Origin of the sequence: Spirosoma spitsbergense DSM 19989 (assembly GCF_000374085.1) — a bacterium.
Lineage (GTDB): Bacteria > Bacteroidota > Bacteroidia > Cytophagales > Spirosomataceae > Spirosoma > Spirosoma spitsbergense.
On the sequence record NZ_KB893566.1, the window covers coordinates 37,542 to 57,177 of the forward strand.

Consider the following 19,636-nt stretch of genomic DNA (forward strand, 5'->3'; position numbering starts at 1 on the left):
TATGGCAGACTACTAATAAAACTTAGCCCGTTTGTCCTCTACTTTAGCTGCGTCTTTGATGGCTTCGTTGATGTATAAGCCAATCCGTGACGTGTTGTTTTGCTGAATCTGCGTCTTGTACATCGCATAGTCTGCAACGGCCGGGGCTGGCGTTATCGACGTCGTTTCCATCATCAAAACACCACCTTCGCCAACAAATGGTTTCGAGCGTTTGCCCGGCTTGAGCCCAAAGGCCTTACCCAGCGCAACCGGGTCTACACCGGCACTACGCAGGAAACCTGTTGCCAGATTAACATCTTCGGCTGTTTCCACCAACGCCCCAGAACCATACTTTTGGGCAATACTTTCCAGTGTGCCAGTGGCATTTCCCAATTTACTGGTAATCTGTTCCCCTTTCAGTTCATTACGAACTTTGGCGGTCAGCTCATTACGGTAGTCATCTACCGTTACCTTATCCTTGTCGGTTTTGTTTGTTAGTACGGCAATGACGTATTGATCACCCACTTCAAACGGTTCCGACACAGCGCCTACATCGGTTTTATCATTGAAGGCCCAGCGCACAATCTGCCGAACTTCGGTACCCGTCAGGGCATTGATTTGTGCTGCTCCTTCCGGAATACGCTCGGCGGTAGCCATAACCAGGCTCTTATCTTCCTTCACCTTCGCATCGAATTCTGCTTTCGTCTGTACATCCGAAGCAAACTGGTCCGCTTTCCGCAGGGCTTCATCCCGTGTAGTCTGACTAGGCGCAATCGTTTTACCGATGGCGGCAATGCGATACAATACGTTTGTTTTGGGTTCCGTCACTTTAATGATATGGTAGCCAAATTCTGTTTCGATCAGGCGGGGAATCAATCCTTCTGACGTAGCGCCAAACACCGCCGACTCAAAAGGCTTTACCATTTGGCCATTGTTCTTAAAATACCCAAGATCGCCACCGGCTGACCGGGAACCATCGTCGCTATTTGTTTGCGCAAGGGCCTCAAAGCTGGCACCACCCTGAATCTGTTTCAGGATACCCTCAGCCCGGCGACGGGCATCTGCTTTGGCAGAATCGGCCAGCCCTTTGGTCTGGATCAAAATATGGCTGGCACGGGCGGTGTAGTTGGTATCTTTCTTTGTGCCGCCATATTTATAGATGAAATAGGTGTTGCCTTCGCGGAAGGGACCGTAAATGCCGCCCGGTGCAAAGGTTGGAATAGCATCCTGAAGCTGCTGCGGCATCTCACCGGCGGTCAGGTAAAGAGGGACCCGAACATCACTGTTTTGCTGGGCAAAAACGGAGTCATTTTGAGCCGCTCCCAACCCACGGGCCAGCGATTTGATTTCGCTGTACAGCGTTGCACTGTCTTCTTTGGACGGAGCCACCGAAAATGTTACGTACTGAATAGACCGGCTATCCGTGCCAGGGTACTCATCCTTATGTTTATCAAGGTAAGTCTGCAACTGTGAATCGGTCACTTTTACGGTCGTATCGTTGATCGCGTAGTAGGGAACGAACAAAAATTTCACATTAGCCCTGGCATTCTGCGCCTGATATTCTTTCTGGGCTTCGGCCGTTGTGGCGAACACCGACATGGTCATCAACCCTTCGTACTTTTCGCGCAGGCGGTTCGATTTTAAATTATCTTCGAAACTAGCCCAGGCTGCCTGCTGCTGAAGCGGCAGATTTTTCAGCCCTTTGAGGTAGCTGATAATGGAGCTTTTATCGAAAACGCCGGTTTGTGGATTGGTAAACGCCTGCCGAACGGTAGGGCTTATGTTGTTTCCCTGCACCATGTCGACCAGTTCTTCGGGCGATACTGTAAGGCCCAGCTTGTCGAACTGTTTCTGATAGGCAATCTCGAACAGCATCTGATTCCAGGCTTGCTCCCGAATCTGACCCATTTCCTGCTCGGCTGGAGCACGGCCAGTCTGCTGTTCGTACTGCGCCCGAATTTCGTCTACTTTTGCATTGAAATCCTGGTAGTCAATGGATTGGCCGTCAATTACACCAACTTCCTGCTGGTTTCCACCAAACAGCCGACTACGGCCACCGAGCAAATCACCTCCTACAATGAACAGAAGTAAACTGACAGCAATGACGCCGACGGCTAACCCTGAACGTTCTCTAATCTTATTAATGACAGACATTTCGCTTTTAACAGTCAATTTAGCCCGCAAAATAACAATTTTCCTTCGTGCAATACAAGAGAAAAGTCGTTTCGTAACGGGTGGTTGTGGGTACGTCGGCTTACGAAGGGTATCCGAATCAGGTAGTTTTGTACTGGTATAGTAGCCTGTGATGCCCCAGGAGAATACGAGCGGGTAGTAGCCGCAGCCTACTGACTAATTTCCTGGGTGATTGTGCTGCTCAGACGAAGGAGTTCAATTTCGGCTGCCTTCGCATTATACTCGGCCTCAATCAGGCGGGTTTGGGCATCGATGGCGTTACGCTGTACGTTACGAAATTCGACAAAGGTCGAGTTCCCAATGCGGTATCGGTCATACGCAATATCGACGTTCTGGTTGGCCAGCAGGTTATTCTGAACCTCTAAATTGAGTAGTTTCAAGCTGTTCTGGTAAATCTGATACGTTTGCGCCATGGCCGATTGAAGCTGTAATCGCTGATCATTTTCCTGATTCTGGGCTATAATGGTATTGACACGGGCATTCTGAACCTGGCGTTTAAGGTTAAAGCCGTTGAAAATTGGAATGGTAGCCTGAATCAGGTAGGTAGGCCCTCCTGCCCGACCCGATCGGATACCAAAGCCCCCCTGGTTATCAATAAACTGATAGTTATACCCCGTCTGAGCCGTAACGAGCGGCAACAGTTGCGCGTTGGCCAGTTCTACGTTCAGGTTGGCAACGGTACGGTTCAGTACAGCCGCAGCCAGTTGTGGGTTATTCGAACTCAGCGATTGCTGAAGCGGGGCCAGTTGAAGATTTGGCTGGGCGATGATGGTATCGCGAACAGAAAAATCGGTTTGAGGGTCGCGCACCAGCAACGTGTTCAGGATCGTCTTGGCATTCCGCAATGCCTGATCCTGCGAGAGTAAAGCCGCACTGTCTGTATTGTAGTCGACCTGTGCGCTCAGAAAATCTACTTTTGAGCGGGTCCCAACTTCATAATTGGCCCGCGCCAGTTCAAGCCGTTCCCGCGAAATATCGAGTGCCTGACTAAAGGCAATAAACCGTTGTACCTGCCGAACAACATCATAATAACTGGTAGCCACCTGCGCCATTGTAGCCTCTACATTAGCACGGGTATTTACCGTGCTTATCTGAAGAAACTGCTGTAACTGCGTATAAAGCGACCGGCGGGCGTACCCATTAAAGACGGTATATGTTACATTAACGCCTACATTACTGGTGCGGTTAAAAGCCCCATACACCTGCAACGGAGGCCGGGTTGCGTCCAGATACGTTTGCCGGAGGTTTTGCAGACTACCATTTGAATTCAGGTTGCCGGTTATCGTCGGCAGATAACCAGCGTTCCCCTTTGTATAGTTATTCCGGGCAATATCCTCCTGCGAGCGATTAATCTGAACCTGGTAGTTTTTCTCGACGGACTGACCAACAGCCTGTTGTAGTGTTAGTAGCTCCCCCGCCTGAGGCAGGGTGGCTATGGTATACGTTCGTTGTTGAGCACGTTGAATCGCGTTAGGCGTTTGTTGAGATAAAGCGGGGAATGACAAAAAGATAAAAAGAATCCAACTGCTGCGTTTCATTGAATTGAGGTTAACAAGGACAATTAGTACAAAAATACGAGAAACTGCCATTAGCTGGTGTCTAATCAACTTTCACTTATCTTGCATACTTTCTCTTTTAATCTGTATGAAACGACTTTTTCTGCTGCTTTCTACTCTATCAACGCTTCTGGCTGGCTGTTCTTTCAAAGAAAAAGCAGACTTGCTGGTAACGAACACGCGTGTTTATACGGCTGATTCAAGTTTCTCTACGGCCAATGCGTTTGTCATTAAAGAAGGCAAATTCCTGGCGGTAGGCTCGGCCAGTGCGCTGGCCGAGAAATATGACCCTGTCAGCACAGTTGACCTGGCGGGAAAACCGGTTTACCCTGGCTTTTATGACCCGCATTCCCACTTCCTGGGGCTGGGTCAGGTGCTTGACCAGGCCGACCTGGTGGGGGCTGCATCGTATGACGAAGTAATTGAGCGACTGAAAACATTTCATACCGCTCACCCCGATGTGATGTGGCTCACAGGACGGGGCTGGGACCAGAACGACTGGCCCGAACAGGTATTCCCGACAAAAGAAAAACTAGACGAGGCTTTCCCGACTATTCCCGTCGCACTTATGCGCGTAGATGGTCATGCCCTGCTGGTTAATTCAAAAGCATTACGCCTGGCGCAGGTAACGGCGGGGTCGAAGCTGGCGGGAGGTGAGGTCGTGCTCGACAACGGTCAGCCAACGGGCGTACTGGTCGACAATGCCATGCAACTTATCAAGCGGGTAATCCCCCAGCCCACCCTGGCCGACAAAGCCCGGATGTTGCTGAATGCGCAAAAAGCCTGCGTGGCACTGGGGCTAACAACGGTTTCTGATGCGGGAATCAGCCCGGACGAGATCAAGCTGATCGACAGCCTGCACAAGGCGCATACGCTTAAAATTCGCGATTATGCCATGATTAGTCTGGGCGAACCCAATCTGGACTATTTTCTGAAGCGGGGCCCTTTTCAAACCGAACGACTAACGGTCCGTTCGTTCAAACTTTACGCCGATGGTGCTCTTGGTTCGCGGGGTGCCTGCCTGCGTCGACCCTATAGCGACCGGCCCGAAACAACTGGCTTTCTGCTCCTCAGCCCGGATGAACTGGAGCGCGTAACGAAGCTTCTGTATGCCTCCAATTTCCAGGCCAATACGCATTGCATCGGCGATTCGGCGAACCACCTGATGCTCAACTTATACGGCAAACTACTCAAGGGGAAAAACGACCGGCGGTGGCGGATTGAACACGCGCAGGTCGTATCGCCGGAGGATATCTGGTCGTTTGGGCGCTATTCGATCATTCCGTCCGTACAGCCCACGCATGCTACGTCAGATATGTACTGGGCTACCGATCGGTTGGGGCCAATTCGGGTAAAAGGAGCATACGCGTTTAAGGATTTGATGAATCAGAATGGCATGATTGCGTTCGGCAGCGATTTCCCGGTGGAGGCCGTCAACCCATTGTTTGGCTTTCATGCAGCTGTAGCCCGTCAGGACGCTAAAAACTTTCCACCGGGAGGATTCCAGATGGAGAACGCCGTCGACCGCAAATCGGCTCTGCTGGCCATGACCCGATGGGCCGCTTATGCCTGTTTTGAGGACCAGTTGCGCGGTAGCATCGCCCCCGGCAAACAGGCTGACTTTGTGATTCTTGACCGCGATATTATGTTCGTGCCAAACAACCAGCTTCGCCAGACGAAAGTACTGCAAACCTGGATTGGTGGTGAGCGGGTGTATTGAACTTATTGACCAGCTAATGCAACAAAATTAACCGGTGCGTTAACGATACTAAAACCATCAATCCAGGTTCAGTGGGGTCGTTGGCCCCGCTGAATACGGGTTAATTCATCCAGCAGATAATCCAGTCCATTCAGTCTGATTTCGTACATGGTCTGCAACAGCATCCCCAGCTTACCCGCCGGAAAGCCCTTCTGTACGAACCACTCCAGATACGAAATGGGTAACGCCCGGATAAGTTTGTCCTTGTACTTGCCAAAAGGCATTTTGTAGGTCAGCAATTCCTTCAGTAGTTCGGGATTTCCGAAAGCTGGTTCTCCAGTCATATTTTTTATTTTTAACATTCATGCCACGGCCGGTTCGAGCAGTCGGATAGTGCCCGCGGTGGCATCAATTTCCGCGTCGATACCTAGTGGTACGGTAAATTTATCGCGAATGTGGCCAATCATGGCACCGGTAAAGGCAGGTTTGTTTAAGGGAATGATATGTTCGGTCAGTATATCGTCCAGAGTCAATGAGCCGTAGCCACCGCCTTTTGGTTCGCAATCGGTACACTTACCAAATACAAANCCCGCCAATTGATTCAGGATGCCGGCCAGTTTGAGCTGGGTCAGCATCCGGTCCACGCGATACGGTTCCTCGTGCGTATCTTCAATAAACAGGATGGCATTCTGCCAGTTGGGGAGGTAAGGAGAACCAATCAGGTGACTCAGTACGGTGAGGTTACCGCCCACCAGCCTGCCCCGCGCTAGACCCGGCTTGAGGGTGGTGATTCGGTCCTGTACCTGTGCCAAATTATCACCTTTTTCTGTTGGGTTTTGCATGGTTACGGCTTCGCCTTCGATAAGGACTCGTCGGAGCCAGTCCACCGTATAGGCATTGAAGGTAGCCGATCCAACCGGCCCATGCATGGTTACCAGACCGGTTTTGGCGTATATAGCCAGTAGTAAAGCTGTAATGTCGCTGTAGCCAATCAGGATTTTTGGATTGCGCCGAATCAGGTCGTAATCAAGCAGGGGCAACAGGCGGGCGCAGCCCCAGCCGCCGTGAATTGCCATGACTGCTTTCACACTTTTATCGTCGAAAAAGGCGTGCAGGTCGGCGGCCCTGTCGGCATCTCGCCCGGCCAGATAGCCGTAGCGGTCGTACACGTGCGGCCCTATTTTCGTTTTGAAACCCAGTGCCAGCAGCGATTCCTGCGCAATGGCTACCGTTTGTGGGTCATAAGCCGGAGCAGCCGGACAGAATAATCCAACGGTGTCGCCGGGGCGCAGGCGTTCCGGTTTGACGAGGGCGACGGGCGGTTGCTGATGGGTAGTCAGCGAGAGAAACGGAACTACGCTGGCAGCCTGTAAAAATGAACGACGGGATGGCATGGGTAAACGTGATGTCAGTGGCAGAAATATACTGGAAAGCAACGTATCGGCCAAGCCAGCGCACTCGCTTCGACTGATCATACCTTTTATTTTGATTAAGAATGGGCTACTTTCGGGACTATATACCTGGATTTCCGTTCAGAAATCGGCTTGCAAATCCATGTGTAACACCCCAACCAATCTATAATTATGCTAATTAAATCACATCTACAGTTCATCGCTGCCTTTGCAGGCATGCTCTGGGTTTTTTCGGCTGCTGAAGCCGCTGCCCCGCTCACGACAATTACCCAGATGACGACCGATTGGCAACGGGCCAAAGAATATACGAAAGAGTATCTGGATACGATGCCCGAAGATGGTGTTAACTACAAGCCAACCCCTGAAATTCGCTCATTTGCCGAACAGATGCTCCACCTGGCTTCTGCCAATTACGGCTTTGGTGCAACCGCCAGTGGCAAAGCCAACCCCATGCAGGGAAAGAAAATGGAAGAAATGGCTGACCTTAAAACCAAAGAGGCACTAACGAAAGCCATAATGGACAGCTACGATTTCATGCTGGATGCGGTGAAAGGTATGACCGATGCAAAACTGGCCGAAACCGTAAAAATGGGGCCGCGCGAGATGACGCGGGAGGTCGTACTGGCGAAAGCCTTCGAACACCAGACCCACCACCGGGGACAGTGTACCATCTATATTCGGATGAAAGGAGTTAAGCCGCCGAATGAGAAATTGTTTTAGCGCACAGAGACAATCGCTGACATACAGGTTGTCTTTGGCTGGAAACAGACTAACCAAAAGGTGTGTAGAATAAATTTTAGCGAACAAAAATGTACCCATTGCTGGTTATTTTTCCCTGATTTGTACTTTCATGGCACGATTTGTCGTAGCCGTATGACAGTCTGAAATGCGCTATATTCCCCTATGATGGACGAAACGAAGCCATTGGCTGCTAACCTTAATCACCAGCTTGATATTGACTTTGCCCTGCAGGCCGCCGGACTCGGTACCTGGGACCTGGACCCCATTACCCAACTGGTTCACTGGGATGACCGCTGCCGCGAACTCTTTGGGCTGACCAAAGAAAATCAGCTACCCTACCAACGGGCTATTAACTATATTCATCTCGACGATGTGAGCCGGGTCGAAGCAGCCGTGCAGTGGGCTATGGACCCTCAATCGGGTGGTATGTTCGACGTTACTTTCCGCACTATTGCGGCCGACAGTCGAAAACTACGCTGGGTTCGGTCCATGGGTAAAAGTTATTTTACCGAATCAGGTGTTGTGTACCGCTTTGCGGGCGTAGCGCAGGACGTAACGAAGGATATGCTGGCGCAGGATAAAACTGACTTGCTTGAGGCCGTGTTCGACGGTACGTCGGCGGGTATCAGTGTGCTGACCAGCGTTCGAAATGAACAGGGTACGATAACTGATTTTGCCTATCAGTTGGCTAACCGCGTCACGAAACAGTTTACTACTCCCCTTGAACTGGCTGGGCAGCTTTACTCGTCCCTTCATCCGGCATACCGGCAGGCTGGTATTTTCGACGATTTTGTGCAGGTGGTGGAAACGGGACAGCCTATTGAGTGCGACCGGCACTACACAGGCGAGGGACTCGACAACTGGTACGCCACTGTAACCGTCCGGTACAACGACGGGGTAGTATTCACGTTTCGGGATATTACCGCTGAGCGTACTGCCCGGCAACAGATTAAAGCCAGTGAGCAGCAACTACGTAGTTTGGTAGAAAGTGCCCCCTTTCCCATTGGCGTGTACGCTGGCCGGGAGATGCGCATCCTGCTTGCCAACCAGTCTATCCTAGACATTTGGGAGAAGGGTAACGACGTGATTGGTAAACGGTTTTCGGACATTTTGCCGGAACTGGAAAATCAGCAAATCTTCGCTCAGTTAGATCGTGTTTATACAACCGGTACACCTTTCCATGCCCATAGTCAGCGTGTAGAGTTAGTGGTGGATGGAAAGATACGTCCGTACTACTTCAACTACAGTTTTACCCCGCTGGTTGATGCGCAGGGTCAGGTATACGGGGTGATGAATACCGCAGCCGATGTTACCGACCTGGCACTGGCCAAGCAGCAGATTGAAGAAAGCGAAAATCGCTTCCGCACCTTAGCTAACTCGATTGACCAACTGGCTTGGATTGCCAATGCCGATGGGTGGATTCACTGGTACAATGAGCGTTGGTACGAGTACACGGGTACCAACCTGGAACAGATGCAGGGCTGGGGTTGGCAGTTGGTACACCATCCTGACCATCAGGATAGGGTCGTTAGCTTTATCAGGGAGGCCTGGGGGCGGGACCAGCCATTCGAACTGACCTTTCCCCTGCGGGATAAGGCGGGTAACTACCGGTGGTTTCTAACCAGGGTTTATCCCGTTAAAGATGAGCAGGGACAGATTATCCAGTGGGTGGGTACCAACACCGACATCGATGAGCAGAAGACGATGGCCGAGCGACTGGAGCAACTCGTAGCCGAGCGCACCCAACAGTTGGAGGCATCCATTCAGGGACTCGAACGGTCCAACAGAAACCTTGAGCAATTTGCCTACGTGGCCAGCCACGATTTGCAGGAGCCGTTGCGCAAGATTCAGTCCTTCGGCGATATGCTCAAAAACCAGTATGCCGATTCATTGGATGAAGGGGTCGATTACCTGAACCGGATGCAGTCAGCCGCCAGTCGGATGTCTACGCTCATCAACGATTTACTGAGTTACTCACGGATTTCGACCCGGCAGGATGCCAGCGTACCCGTACAACTGGGTGAGGTAGTGGAAATGGTACTGAACAACCTGGAAGTAGCCATCGGCGAAACGTCAGCTCAGATAATCGTGGAATCGCTGCCTTCCATCCAGGGCGATGCCAGTCAGTTAAGCCAGTTGTTTCAGAACCTGCTGAGTAACGCGCTGAAATTTCGGCGGGATGGCGTAATTCCCATCATTCGGGTTAGTTGCCTGCGGGTCAAGGCAGCCGATTTGCCCTCATCGGTTAGGCCTGTGGAGATAGCTGATCTGTATTATTGCATTGACGTAAGCGACAATGGCATCGGCTTCGATGATAAATACGCAGACCGCATTTTCGGCGTTTTTCATCGTCTTCACAGTAGAAATCAGTATCCCGGCACAGGCATTGGCTTAGCTATCTGCGAGAAAGTAGCGGCCAATCATGGCGGAGGTATCACCGCCAGCAGCCAACCCGGACAAGGAGCCCGATTCATGGTCTATCTGCCAACAATGTCCGATTAATGCATCGGGCCGGGCCACCCGCTACTGGATAGCGTTACGCAATTGATGCTCCGGGGCAGGGCGTACAAACATTCCGTTCACGGAGGATGTTGGTATGTCAACGCAATAACTTGCGGTATTCCTGACCTACCACTACAGTTTACGTACGATGATTCGATTTTTAACGGGCCTGGCAACAGTGCTGCTGATGGCGCAGTGCCAGCAATCAAAACCAAAGGCACCCAAGGCGGAGGGATTCGATCCGCCTATTCCACCAACGCTTTCCTACGTTGCCGGGCCAGTTACGTTTCCACTGCAGGTATTGAAAGATAAAATTAATCAGGCACTCGACCCCGTGCTGATTGGTAAGGAAACGTCGGATGGTAAAGTAAAAGGCATCGTTTCGTTTCGGGTCAAACGCCTGGGCCCCGTTCGGGTTCAGTACGTCGACCAGCAGGTGGTGATGTCGGCACCCCTGCAAATGTGGTTAACGAAACCGTTCAGCAAAGACACGACCCCGCCCGATAAACCATTTTGTGCGATGGAGGTGAATTTCAGGACACCGGTCAGCGTAACATCCAACTGGCGGATAGCCAGCCACACCACGTTTTCGGACTATAAGTGGCTCAGCAAGCCTGAGGTGCATTTGCTGGGTGCCAATATTTCGCTAACCAACATTGCCCAGAAGATTCTGGATAAGCACAAAACAGATATTGAGCAGGCTATAGATTCTGCGGTTCATGAAAAACTGCGGCTGGACCAGATGGTGGAACCCACCTGGCGCGACTTGCAGAAACCCATGCTTATCGATAAAAAATACGGACTCTGGCTGATACCAAACCCAGTTAGTGTGACCGCGGGTAAGGTAGGGGGCGACAGGGAGCAGCTAATAGTGCCCCTCCGTATTGCTTTCGAGACATCGACAAAGCTAAAGCCGGAAACACCGGAGTACACCAAAACACCGCTGCCTTCATTGCAGAAACGGGAACAGGTTTCGCTCGTATCCGACCTGCACCTGATGAGCTTTATTCCGTATGCCGATATCAACCGTATGCTGGCCATAACGATCAATAAGCAGGATAAAAAGCTGGCAATGGGTAGCCTGACACTCAAAAGCGCGTCGGTATACGGCGGGCAGCATGCACTGATCGTGAAGGCCGATGTGAAAGGGCTCTTTAACGGTACGGTATACCTGAGAGGCAGGCCCGTGTTTGATACGTTGACCAATACGCTGAAGGTAGATAGTCTGGACTTTGACGGAGAATCCGGCAGTATACTGTCAAAAAAAGCCGGTACACTGTGGCACGATAGTCTCCGCAAGCTACTGGAGGAATTGATAACCATTAAACTGGGCGACGATATTGCCGATTTGCCTCAAAAAATAAACGAAGCGTTTGAGAAAGGACCCGGTAAAAAAACGGATATGGGCATCAGCACCTTCCGGTTCGTACCGCAGAAAATTGCCATCCGGCCTGACGGTATTCAAGCACTCATCCACGTAAAATCGACCGTTGCCTTACGGGTTGATACGTTGTAATGACGAAGCCTGAATAGCTTCAATCTATAGCTAAACCGAAAACAACTAGCCAATGATTTTTTTAGTGAGTGTACTCGCACTGATAGCCGGCTGGCTTGGCTGGCGGTACTGGCAGCGCAAAGTGCGGTATGCCCAGCCGCTGCCCGTTATGTATCCCCGGCTATTGCAGGAACACGTTGCCTACTACCAGTCGTTGAGTGACGATAGAAAAAGACTGTTCGAGGAACGGGTGAACCGCTTTCTGCACGATGTCCGTATCGAAGGGGTTGAAACCACCGTAGATGATGTCGATAAGGTGCTGGTTGCCAGCAGTGCCATTATTCCGATTTTTGGCTTCGACGACTGGTATTATCCACTCACTAACGTGTTGCTTTATGAGGGTAGTTTTAACAAAGACTACCAGACCACCGGCGAAGGACGTAACATACTGGGCATGGTAGGCGAGGGGGGGGCGTTGCAGAGTACCATGGTGCTGTCCAAACCCGCGTTGCACGAAGGCTTTGCCAACGATACCAGCAAAGGCAATACCGGTATTCACGAATTTGTTCACCTGCTCGACAAAGCCGACGGGGCCACGGACGGCTTACCGGAACACCTGATGGTACATGACCACATCAAACCCTGGCTGCAACTGATTCACCAGACTATTCGGGAAATTAAGGCTAACCAGTCTGACATTAACCCGTATGGCATCACCAACGAAGCCGAGTTCTTTGCGGTAGTGTCGGAGTATTTCTTCAAACGACCGGATTTATTGCAGGAAAAGCACCCGGAACTGTTTGCCCGGCTGGAAGAGATTTTCCGGCAGAATCCAATAAAAGCGGACAGGGAACTGTGAAACAGGTCGTAAATTGCGCCTGGTCAGAACTTACAACCATGCAAAAAACGCTACTCTTTTACCTGCTCCTTGCTTCATCCGCAGCCATTGCTCAAACTCAATCGAATAGCCTGAAAGTCAACCAGCAACGGATTGAAGGCCGACTACTGGAACTGGCAAAATTTGGGGCACAGCCCGGCGGGGCATCCCGCGTGGGGTATAGCAAAGCCGATCAGGAAGGCCGCATCTACTTTATCGGGTTGATGAAAAAAGCCGGACTCGACGTAAGTATTGACTTCGCGGGCAATATCGTTGGGCGACGAAAAGGTAAAAATCCGGCCCTGAAACCCATCGGTTTTGGGTCTCACATCGACACGGTACCGAATGGGGGTAATTACGACGGCACTGTTGGCTCCGTGAGCGGACTGGAACTGGTTGACGTTCTTAACGAAAATAACATCGTGACCGAACACCCGCTCGAACTGCTCATTTTTGCCAATGAAGAAGGCGGCACCATTGGCAGCGGGGCTATGATCGGCAAAATTACGCCAGCTGCGCTGAAAGCGGTAACCCAGAGTGGCCTGACAATGGCCGACGGTATCCGGGCCATTGGCGGCAATCCCGACAGCCTGAGTAAAATGGTTCGTAAGAAAGGGGACTTAGCCGCTTTTGTTGAGCTGCACATCGAGCAGGGGGGGATTCTGGAGAAGGAAAACCTGCAAATTGGCGTGGTGGAAGGCATTGTGGGTATTGAAGACTGGGAGGTAACGATTCAGGGTACGCCTAACCACGCTGGTACCACGCCCATGAACAACCGGCACGACGCCATGCTGGCAGCCGCCAAACTAACCGTGGCCATCAACGAAGTGATTACGAGTCATGAAGGTCGGCAGGTGGGTACGGTGGGTAAAATTGCTGTAGAACCGGGCGCGTACAACGTCATTCCTGGTAAAGTAGTGCTGGGCATGGAAATCCGGGATTTGTCGTACGATACCATATGGAGCCTGTTTCGCGAAGTAGAAAACAGGGCAAAGGAAATTGCCAGAGCCTCCGGTACGACCATTACATTCCGCCAGCCATTAACACCGGTAACCCCCGCCCTTACGGCCAAACCGATTCAGGATAAAATCATTCAGGCTACCAAATCGTTGGACTTTTCGTACCGGACCATGCAAAGTGGTGCCGGGCATGATTCGCAGGAAGTGTCCCACATTACACCGGTGGGTATGATTTTTATTCCCAGCGTGGGCGGCATCAGTCATTCCCCCAAAGAATTCTCGAAAGGAGTGGACATTGCCAACGGCGCTACTGTATTGCTGCAAACGGTACTGGCTCTGGACCGGGAGTAAACACAGAAAATGCCATTCCTTTAGAAAAAATCGAAACCCTGAGCAGTAGACATGCTGTGTCAAAGTAGGTCGGAGGGGTCGAGCAGATGGGTTTTGATGGCGAACAGAACCAGTCCGGCGGTGTTGCGGGCACCTGTTTTTTCGAGTAGGTTAGCCCGGTGCCCGTCTACGGTGCGGATACTCAGGCACAACCGTTCGGCAATTTCGGGGGCGGTAAGTTGTTTGCAAATGAGATCGAGCACTTCTGTTTCGCGGGCGGTGAGCGTAGCCGGGAGGTCTTCGGTAAGCAGTCGGCGGGGCTTTTTTACCAGCATCCGATTTCGCATCGCTGTCAGAAACGCTTCGTTAAAATAAAAGCCTTTCTCCACGACCGCCCGAATCGCCCGTTCTACTTCCAGCGGCTCCACATTCTTGAACAGATAGGCATTCACGCCCAGGTCCATCAGGTGCGTTACGAAGCGGTCTTCGCCGTACACCGACAGGATAATAATCTTTAGGTTGGAGTAGGATTTGTGGATGAGCTTGGTGGTTTCAACGCCATTCAATTCGGGCATCGACAGGTCCAGCAGTACCACATCGGGTCTGGGATTAGCTGTGGCGAGGGCATCGAGCAGCATCCGTCCATTGTCGGCTTCGAGGGTGATCTGGAGTCCCTCAAAGCCATTTACAATAGCCATCATACCCTTGCGGAATAGTACCTGATCGTCGGCGATGGCTACTCGGATGGGAGGCATACTATCGGTTAGTTAGTGGAATCTGGATGGTAACGCGCAACCCCTGCCCCGGCTGGGTATCGAAAACGGCAACCCCGTTGAGCATCTGAGCGCGGGTTTCAATGTTTTTGAGACCAAAGCTGCGTTTTTGCCACGCCTGCTCATAGTCGAATCCTTTGCCGTTATCGGCATAGTGCAGCACCAGCGCATCGGCAGTTTGATGCAGGCTCAGGTCAATCGTGGTGGCTTCGGCATGTTTGAGGGCGTTGTTGAGAAGCTCCTGCGCCAGTCGGTACACAATCAGGTTCGTGCGGCCGGACAATACAATTTCATCATTCATAACCAAATCCACCGTTACATCGGCCAGGGTCATGGTATTTTCGCACAGCCCTTCGAGAGCGTAAACCAGTCCGAGTTCGTCCAGCCCCTGGGGCAGCAGATCATTGGAAATGCGCCGGACACTGTCGATGGTGTGGTCGATAACCCCTTTAAACGTAGTAGTCAGGCTGCTGGCTTCGGCAGCAGGCAGATTCTTTTGCGATAGCTGCCCGATTAGCAGCCGCATAGCCGACAGGGCAGCTCCCACCTCGTCGTGCAGGTCGCGGGCTACCCGTTTACGCTCGTCCTCAACGGCATCGAGCGTCCGGTAAATGACATCCTGTTGATAGCTTAGTTCCATTTCTTTAACGATCAGGGCCTGATCAGCAAGCCGTTTTTGGTAAAAAATCAGAAATCCAACGATGCCTACTACCAGCAGCGAAAGAGCCAGTGCACCACCAAAAACCAGTACGTATATATCTATCGAAGTCGCGGACTGAGCCATAAACCAATGCTAATCAACAGGTGCATCACGACCATCAGGAGTGCATGAAGACCGAAAACTGTTAAGATAAGCGTTCGATTCGAGTTGGTCAGCAGAATATTACTCAGAATTAGAAAAAAAAGACTTCCCGCAAAATAGAGGAGAAAACCTGTATTGATCCAGAATACAGGATGCCTGTCGATTCGTTTGGCGGTCAGTTCGGTCAGCATTTTATAGAAACACAACAACGCCAGGGCTATCACGAGCAGGCCCTCCAGTCCACGGGCGTAGGTGTTATAGCCCGTGAGGGGCTGAAGAAACGCACTGTTCAGAATCGCCAGCGTAGTAAACCCAATCATGAGGCCCGGTACCAGAAGCCGGGGATAGAAACGGCTGAAGAATGCCCGGTAAAACAGCGCAATAATATTGAACTCCACAATCGTATAAAAGTGAAGTATATACAGGTTCGGAACCTTCAGCACCCGTGCCGTTATATAGGAGGTGGCTTCGCCGAGTACGGCCAGTCCTACAAACAGGGCCACATACCGGAGGTAATCCGTCAGGTAACGCCAGCGAAAAAGGACGACAGCCAATGACAGGAGTAGAAACCACGAGCCGTTTTTGCCAATCCAGAGAAAAAAATCCTGCATTCCTGTGTGTGTCTATGCTCGTTGGATATGACTGGCACCTGATTACTTATACTCATCGTACTTGTTGTCGGGTCTTATAAACAGGGGACTATCGGGGTCGCAATAGGGAGGGCATCCCTGCGAAAAGTCGAAGACGTCGTATGTCTTTTCCACCGCATTTTCGCCAGTTCCGATAACCACTTTTCCAACAAGGTCGATAATCTCGTCAGGATTAGGCGCATCGGGATGAATATCGTGCTGGTAAGCAGCCGATACCAGCAGCAGGCATGGATGCAGCCGGTCTGCGTCGTTCGGTACTTCTTTCCGGCCCAGATATAACCGTATGAACTCGGTATCGCGCTGAGCCAGTAGCTCAACGAAATCTTCCCGGCGAACCACAAAGGCCCGCATGTCGGTTGGCTTGACGGGTTTGTCAGGATCTGCATCTATCCAGTTGGTAATGCGTTCCTGGGCCACTTCCAGCGGAACGGAAAATGGCTCCCAGCCTATAGTTTTTTCATCAGAGACCATAGTATTAGTAATAGTTTTACAGTGAATGGCACAAATTAAGCCAATTGAATAAGAAGGGATACCCGTATAAATACCCGTTTTCGTGATCCCGTAGTTTTGCTGCTTCTGAATTGCCGTCACCCCCCCACCTTTGCAGAGAACATTCCTCTTTTTTAGTTCAGTTTGAGTCACGCATATCCATACTAACGCCTTCCCTGCTGACGCCTGCCCGGTGGTGAAAGCCACCGGGCAGATGCGTCGGTACTCGTTAACAAAATAGCCAAAACCCTGTGCTATGATGCTCTCTTTGCCCCAACGGATTTCCAGTCGGCAGTCAGATACAATCGGGTACAAAACGGTTGTAATCGCTTTTGTTCCCGGTTCGGTCGCTTCTCCCGTTAGCCAACTGTGGGAGGATGAACAGACGTCTCCTGTCGATGAGCTGACCAGCCAGACGGGTTTTTCTTACGGACATGCTTTTCTCGAACGTTTGTCGACCACTGTTAATACGCATCTGGATGATCCTTCCTTCAGTGTCGAGCAACTAGCCAGGGCCAGTAACATGAGTCGTACGCAGCTATACCGCAAATTAAAGGCCGTTACCCACACGACTGCAACGCTGTTTATCCGGGATATCCGGTTGGCGCGGGCCGCCGAATTACTGGCAGGCGGACTGGTGAATGTGACCCAGGTTGCCTACTCGGTCGGCTTCGGGCACCTGTCTTACTTTGCGCGTGTGTTTCATGAACGATACGGCGTATTGCCATCGCAGTATAGTAAGCTGATTACATAGCTGTAAATGCCCGTTTGATATAGACAAAAGCCTGTTAATCCAGGCTTTTTTGTTGTTAGCCGGGTTTATACGAAGGCAGGTGAATGTGTAGATAATACTGTTTTTTGTTAACTAAGCTTGACTTTAGCTGTTTGGAAAACACGAAATGCTTTTCACAGGCCATAGAACACGATTGAGCTATCTATTTTTGAACATCAGCTTGAAAAATCAGATGTTCAAAAATACAATCAGGCTCTATTTCTGCTTAAACAGGCCAATTTAAGGCTTTTCTAAAAGGCTAAAGTCAAGCTAAGAGTATACCTATTATTTTTATACAGTATAAGAAATTTTGTTTTTTACCACTTAAGATGTATTTTTTTTATGAAAATGCAACGAGAGTGTTACTATATGCAACGAGAGTGCTAGCGGTTGAATTAATTGGGGGCGTACTTGCCATCGTATTCACAACAACGAAAACGCAAAGGGTTTTCAGTTCACCACGCATCACCTGAAGACGGTTTTGCCAGTGACTCAAATCCAGTCTATTAGTCAGGGCATTCGTGACGTGAATATGCAGTTTCTTTTTTTTAATCCTTTTTCAAAAAGTCAAACTCATGATCAAAACCGCCACGGCACATTCGCCACCCACAACAGGCTTTTCAGGTGAAGAGCACCTGTAAGGCATAGACCTGCCCGTTTTGGGCAAATGCATTATCCTCATAACCAAAAATTCATCTCTTATTTTCTCTTTCATGGAAACTACTCAAACAATATCCAAAGAAACAATTGGTGCTGATCTTCGCGCCAACCTGCAGGGTGCCCTGCAACCCGCAGCTATCGACAGTGCCGTAGAGAGCCTGGTGGCCACCACTAACAGCTATCCGGCTAAAGGCAGCGTAGCGAGTATGGTTTTCTATCTGCAATTCCAGGTAGCGGTCACGGGTGGAAAAACGTTCAACGGTAAAGCCGGTGGTGTTTCGTCGCCCGGGGGTGGTGCGCTTTTCGGTGACATTTATACGGACGATATCAATCGGCTTTACAGTAGTACGGTTAGTTTCCAGTTCAATGCTACACCGATATACACGAACTTGAACTTCTTCGACGCTCAGCACAACTTCCTTGGCAGCTTCCAGTCGGGCAGCGTCTCGACGGTGTTGGGAACGGGTGGAGGTACCGGTTCCTGGTCGTAACATGAAAAATTGGTTTAAGTAATCATACGGAACGAACCTGCCAGATTCCGGAAAGCTGACAGGTTCGTTCTATATCGACCTGTAATTGGGACGAGTCAGTCACTGCCCTTCCACTACTATGCGTTGTCTTATGATTATTTGTGGATTGGTAATAAATAAGCGCACCAGCAAATGAGTAGAAAAATAGGTTACTCATAAGTGCGTTTCGGAATATCAGAGATTATCAGTCTGCTTCTTTTTATATCTATTCTCTTCTAAAAAACCATTCTTGTTATGGACGTTTACATTGGCATGATTGGCCTCTTTGGCTTCAATTTTGCCCCACGCGGCTGGATGTTCTGCAACGGTCAACTGCTGTCTATTGCCCAGAACCAGGCCCTGTTTTCGCTCATCGGCACCACCTACGGGGGCGACGGTGTCACCACTTTTGCCTTACCCGATTTGCGGGGCCGCGTACCCAACGGTCAGGGAAGTGGGCCGGGCCTAAGCAATTACCAGATGGGGCAGGCAGCGGGTTCGGAGCAGGTTACGCTGCTTCAGACGCAGATGCCCCAGCACAACCACCTGATGGAGGTCTCGGATCAGCCAGCCAGCCAAAGTTCGCCAGCCAACCATATCCTGGCCGTACCAGGTGTTAACGGGGAGCCTCTATCTGCCTACGGAACAAGCCCGGATGCCGTAGCTGATCCGCGATCAATCGGTATGGCGGGTAGTAATCAGCCGCACCAGAATATGCAACCATATCTGACAATGAATTACTGCATTGCCGTAGAGGGGATTTTTCCATCCCGGAATTAATCTGTTTCCTGTTAATTTTCCCGGTCTGTGTCCGCACAGACCGGGTATTTTTGATTGACCTCACGATAACCCCTCTTTCATTATGTCGAAGCACTACTTCACGTCAATAGCACTGAAACCGATTGGTTTCCTAACCCTGTTCATACTTCTGAGCGGAGGTATTTTTGCTAAAACACACGACCCGCCGAAAAAATCGGCACGAACAGGAAGTGTGCTGGCAGCCGTTTCATATAGTGTACAGGCTGACCCATTTCCGGCGCTGACATCAGCAACCCGGCGCATTTTCTTTGATGCCGACAACGATGGAGACATTGATATGCTCTACCAAACGGGGACGACAGCGACCAACGATATTTTTCTCAAACTCAACAATGGCAGTGGTGGGTTTGCCACAACCCACTCTGCCACCAACGGTACTGGCACGTTTACATCGGGGCCGCTCAACACCATAAGTTTTT

The 19,636-nt window shown here is 50.7% G+C and carries 18 protein-coding genes; 10 read left to right on the forward strand and 8 right to left on the reverse strand.

What is annotated here, in order from left to right:
* Positions 1–12: 12 nt before the first annotated feature.
* Both B157_RS0122330 and B157_RS0122335 read right to left on the reverse strand, forming a co-directional pair.
* A complete protein-coding gene (locus B157_RS0122330; protein ID WP_020605537.1) occupies positions 13–2,133 on the reverse strand; it encodes a peptidylprolyl isomerase in 2,121 nt (706 codons plus the stop codon).
* Between the two features lie 188 nt (positions 2,134–2,321).
* The gene (locus tag B157_RS0122335; protein WP_020605538.1) at positions 2,322–3,710 is read right to left on the reverse strand and encodes a TolC family protein; all 1,389 of its coding nucleotides are present in this window, start codon (positions 3,708–3,710) and stop codon (positions 2,322–2,324) included.
* Between the two features lie 106 nt (positions 3,711–3,816).
* Here B157_RS0122335 and B157_RS0122340 point away from each other — a divergent pair, with 106 nt between their 5' ends.
* Positions 3,817–5,448 carry an amidohydrolase gene (locus B157_RS0122340; protein WP_020605539.1) on the forward strand — a complete coding sequence of 544 codons (1,632 nt, stop codon included), beginning with the start codon at positions 3,817–3,819 and terminating at the stop codon, positions 5,446–5,448.
* 68 nt (positions 5,449–5,516) lie between these two features.
* On the opposite strand, the gene B157_RS0122345 is transcribed toward B157_RS0122340, so the two are convergent.
* Complete coding sequence (locus tag B157_RS0122345; RefSeq protein WP_026308893.1) at positions 5,517–5,771, reverse strand: DUF3820 family protein; 255 nt, start codon at positions 5,769–5,771, stop codon at positions 5,517–5,519.
* A gap of 18 nt (positions 5,772–5,789) precedes the next feature.
* Positions 5,790–6,821 (reverse strand): S66 peptidase family protein, encoded by a 1,032-nt coding sequence (locus tag B157_RS0122350; RefSeq protein WP_026308894.1) that lies wholly within the window; start codon positions 6,819–6,821, stop codon positions 5,790–5,792.
* Positions 6,822–7,010: 189 nt separating this feature from the next.
* On the opposite strand from B157_RS0122350, the gene B157_RS0122355 reads away from it, so the two are divergent.
* The 5 genes from B157_RS0122355 to B157_RS0122375 all read left to right on the forward strand — a co-directional run bounded on the left by B157_RS0122355 (position 7,011) and on the right by B157_RS0122375 (position 13,764).
* The gene (locus B157_RS0122355) at positions 7,011–7,559 is read left to right on the forward strand and encodes a DinB family protein (protein ID WP_020605542.1); all 549 of its coding nucleotides are present in this window, start codon (positions 7,011–7,013) and stop codon (positions 7,557–7,559) included.
* Between the two features lie 183 nt (positions 7,560–7,742).
* Positions 7,743–10,082 carry a PAS domain-containing sensor histidine kinase gene (locus B157_RS35875; RefSeq protein ID WP_020605543.1) on the forward strand — a complete coding sequence of 780 codons (2,340 nt, stop codon included), beginning with the start codon at positions 7,743–7,745 and terminating at the stop codon, positions 10,080–10,082.
* A gap of 148 nt (positions 10,083–10,230) precedes the next feature.
* A complete protein-coding gene (locus B157_RS0122365; protein ID WP_020605544.1) occupies positions 10,231–11,598 on the forward strand; it encodes a DUF4403 family protein in 1,368 nt (455 codons plus the stop codon).
* A 52-nt stretch (positions 11,599–11,650) separates the two neighbouring features.
* Positions 11,651–12,436, forward strand: coding sequence for a M90 family metallopeptidase (locus B157_RS0122370; protein WP_020605545.1), 786 nt, complete (start codon positions 11,651–11,653; stop codon positions 12,434–12,436).
* A 38-nt stretch (positions 12,437–12,474) separates the two neighbouring features.
* Positions 12,475–13,764: a Zn-dependent hydrolase gene (locus tag B157_RS0122375; protein ID WP_020605546.1), complete on the forward strand. Its 1,290-nt coding sequence runs from the start codon at positions 12,475–12,477 to the stop codon at positions 13,762–13,764.
* A 59-nt stretch (positions 13,765–13,823) separates the two neighbouring features.
* Here B157_RS0122375 and B157_RS0122380 read toward each other — a convergent pair whose 3' ends face one another.
* The 4 genes from B157_RS0122380 to B157_RS0122395 are packed head-to-tail and all read right to left on the reverse strand — an operon-like array spanning position 13,824 to position 16,439.
* Entirely contained in the window at positions 13,824–14,498 is a 675-nt protein-coding gene (locus tag B157_RS0122380) for a response regulator transcription factor (protein WP_020605547.1), read from the reverse strand.
* Position 14,499: 1 nt separating this feature from the next.
* A complete protein-coding gene (locus B157_RS0122385) occupies positions 14,500–15,300 on the reverse strand; it encodes a sensor histidine kinase (protein WP_020605548.1) in 801 nt (266 codons plus the stop codon).
* Positions 15,276–15,929, reverse strand: coding sequence for a hypothetical protein (locus B157_RS0122390; RefSeq protein WP_020605549.1), 654 nt, complete (start codon positions 15,927–15,929; stop codon positions 15,276–15,278). The genes B157_RS0122385 and B157_RS0122390 overlap by 25 nt, the downstream gene beginning before the upstream one ends.
* A gap of 42 nt (positions 15,930–15,971) precedes the next feature.
* Positions 15,972–16,439 (reverse strand): hypothetical protein, encoded by a 468-nt coding sequence (locus B157_RS0122395; protein WP_041952244.1) that lies wholly within the window; start codon positions 16,437–16,439, stop codon positions 15,972–15,974.
* 274 nt (positions 16,440–16,713) lie between these two features.
* Here B157_RS0122395 and B157_RS0122400 point away from each other — a divergent pair, with 274 nt between their 5' ends.
* From B157_RS0122400 to B157_RS0122415, 4 genes are all read left to right on the forward strand, one after another.
* Positions 16,714–17,211 (forward strand): helix-turn-helix transcriptional regulator, encoded by a 498-nt coding sequence (locus B157_RS0122400; RefSeq protein ID WP_020605551.1) that lies wholly within the window; start codon positions 16,714–16,716, stop codon positions 17,209–17,211.
* A gap of 731 nt (positions 17,212–17,942) precedes the next feature.
* On the forward strand, positions 17,943–18,380 hold the full coding sequence (locus B157_RS0122405) for a VapA/VapB family virulence-associated protein (protein WP_020605552.1): 438 nt from the start codon (positions 17,943–17,945) through the stop codon (positions 18,378–18,380).
* Positions 18,381–18,653: 273 nt separating this feature from the next.
* The gene (locus B157_RS0122410) at positions 18,654–19,178 is read left to right on the forward strand and encodes a phage tail protein (protein WP_020605553.1); all 525 of its coding nucleotides are present in this window, start codon (positions 18,654–18,656) and stop codon (positions 19,176–19,178) included.
* A gap of 82 nt (positions 19,179–19,260) precedes the next feature.
* Positions 19,261–19,636: hypothetical protein (locus B157_RS0122415; protein WP_026308897.1), on the forward strand; the 376-nt coding region annotated here is incomplete at its 3' end.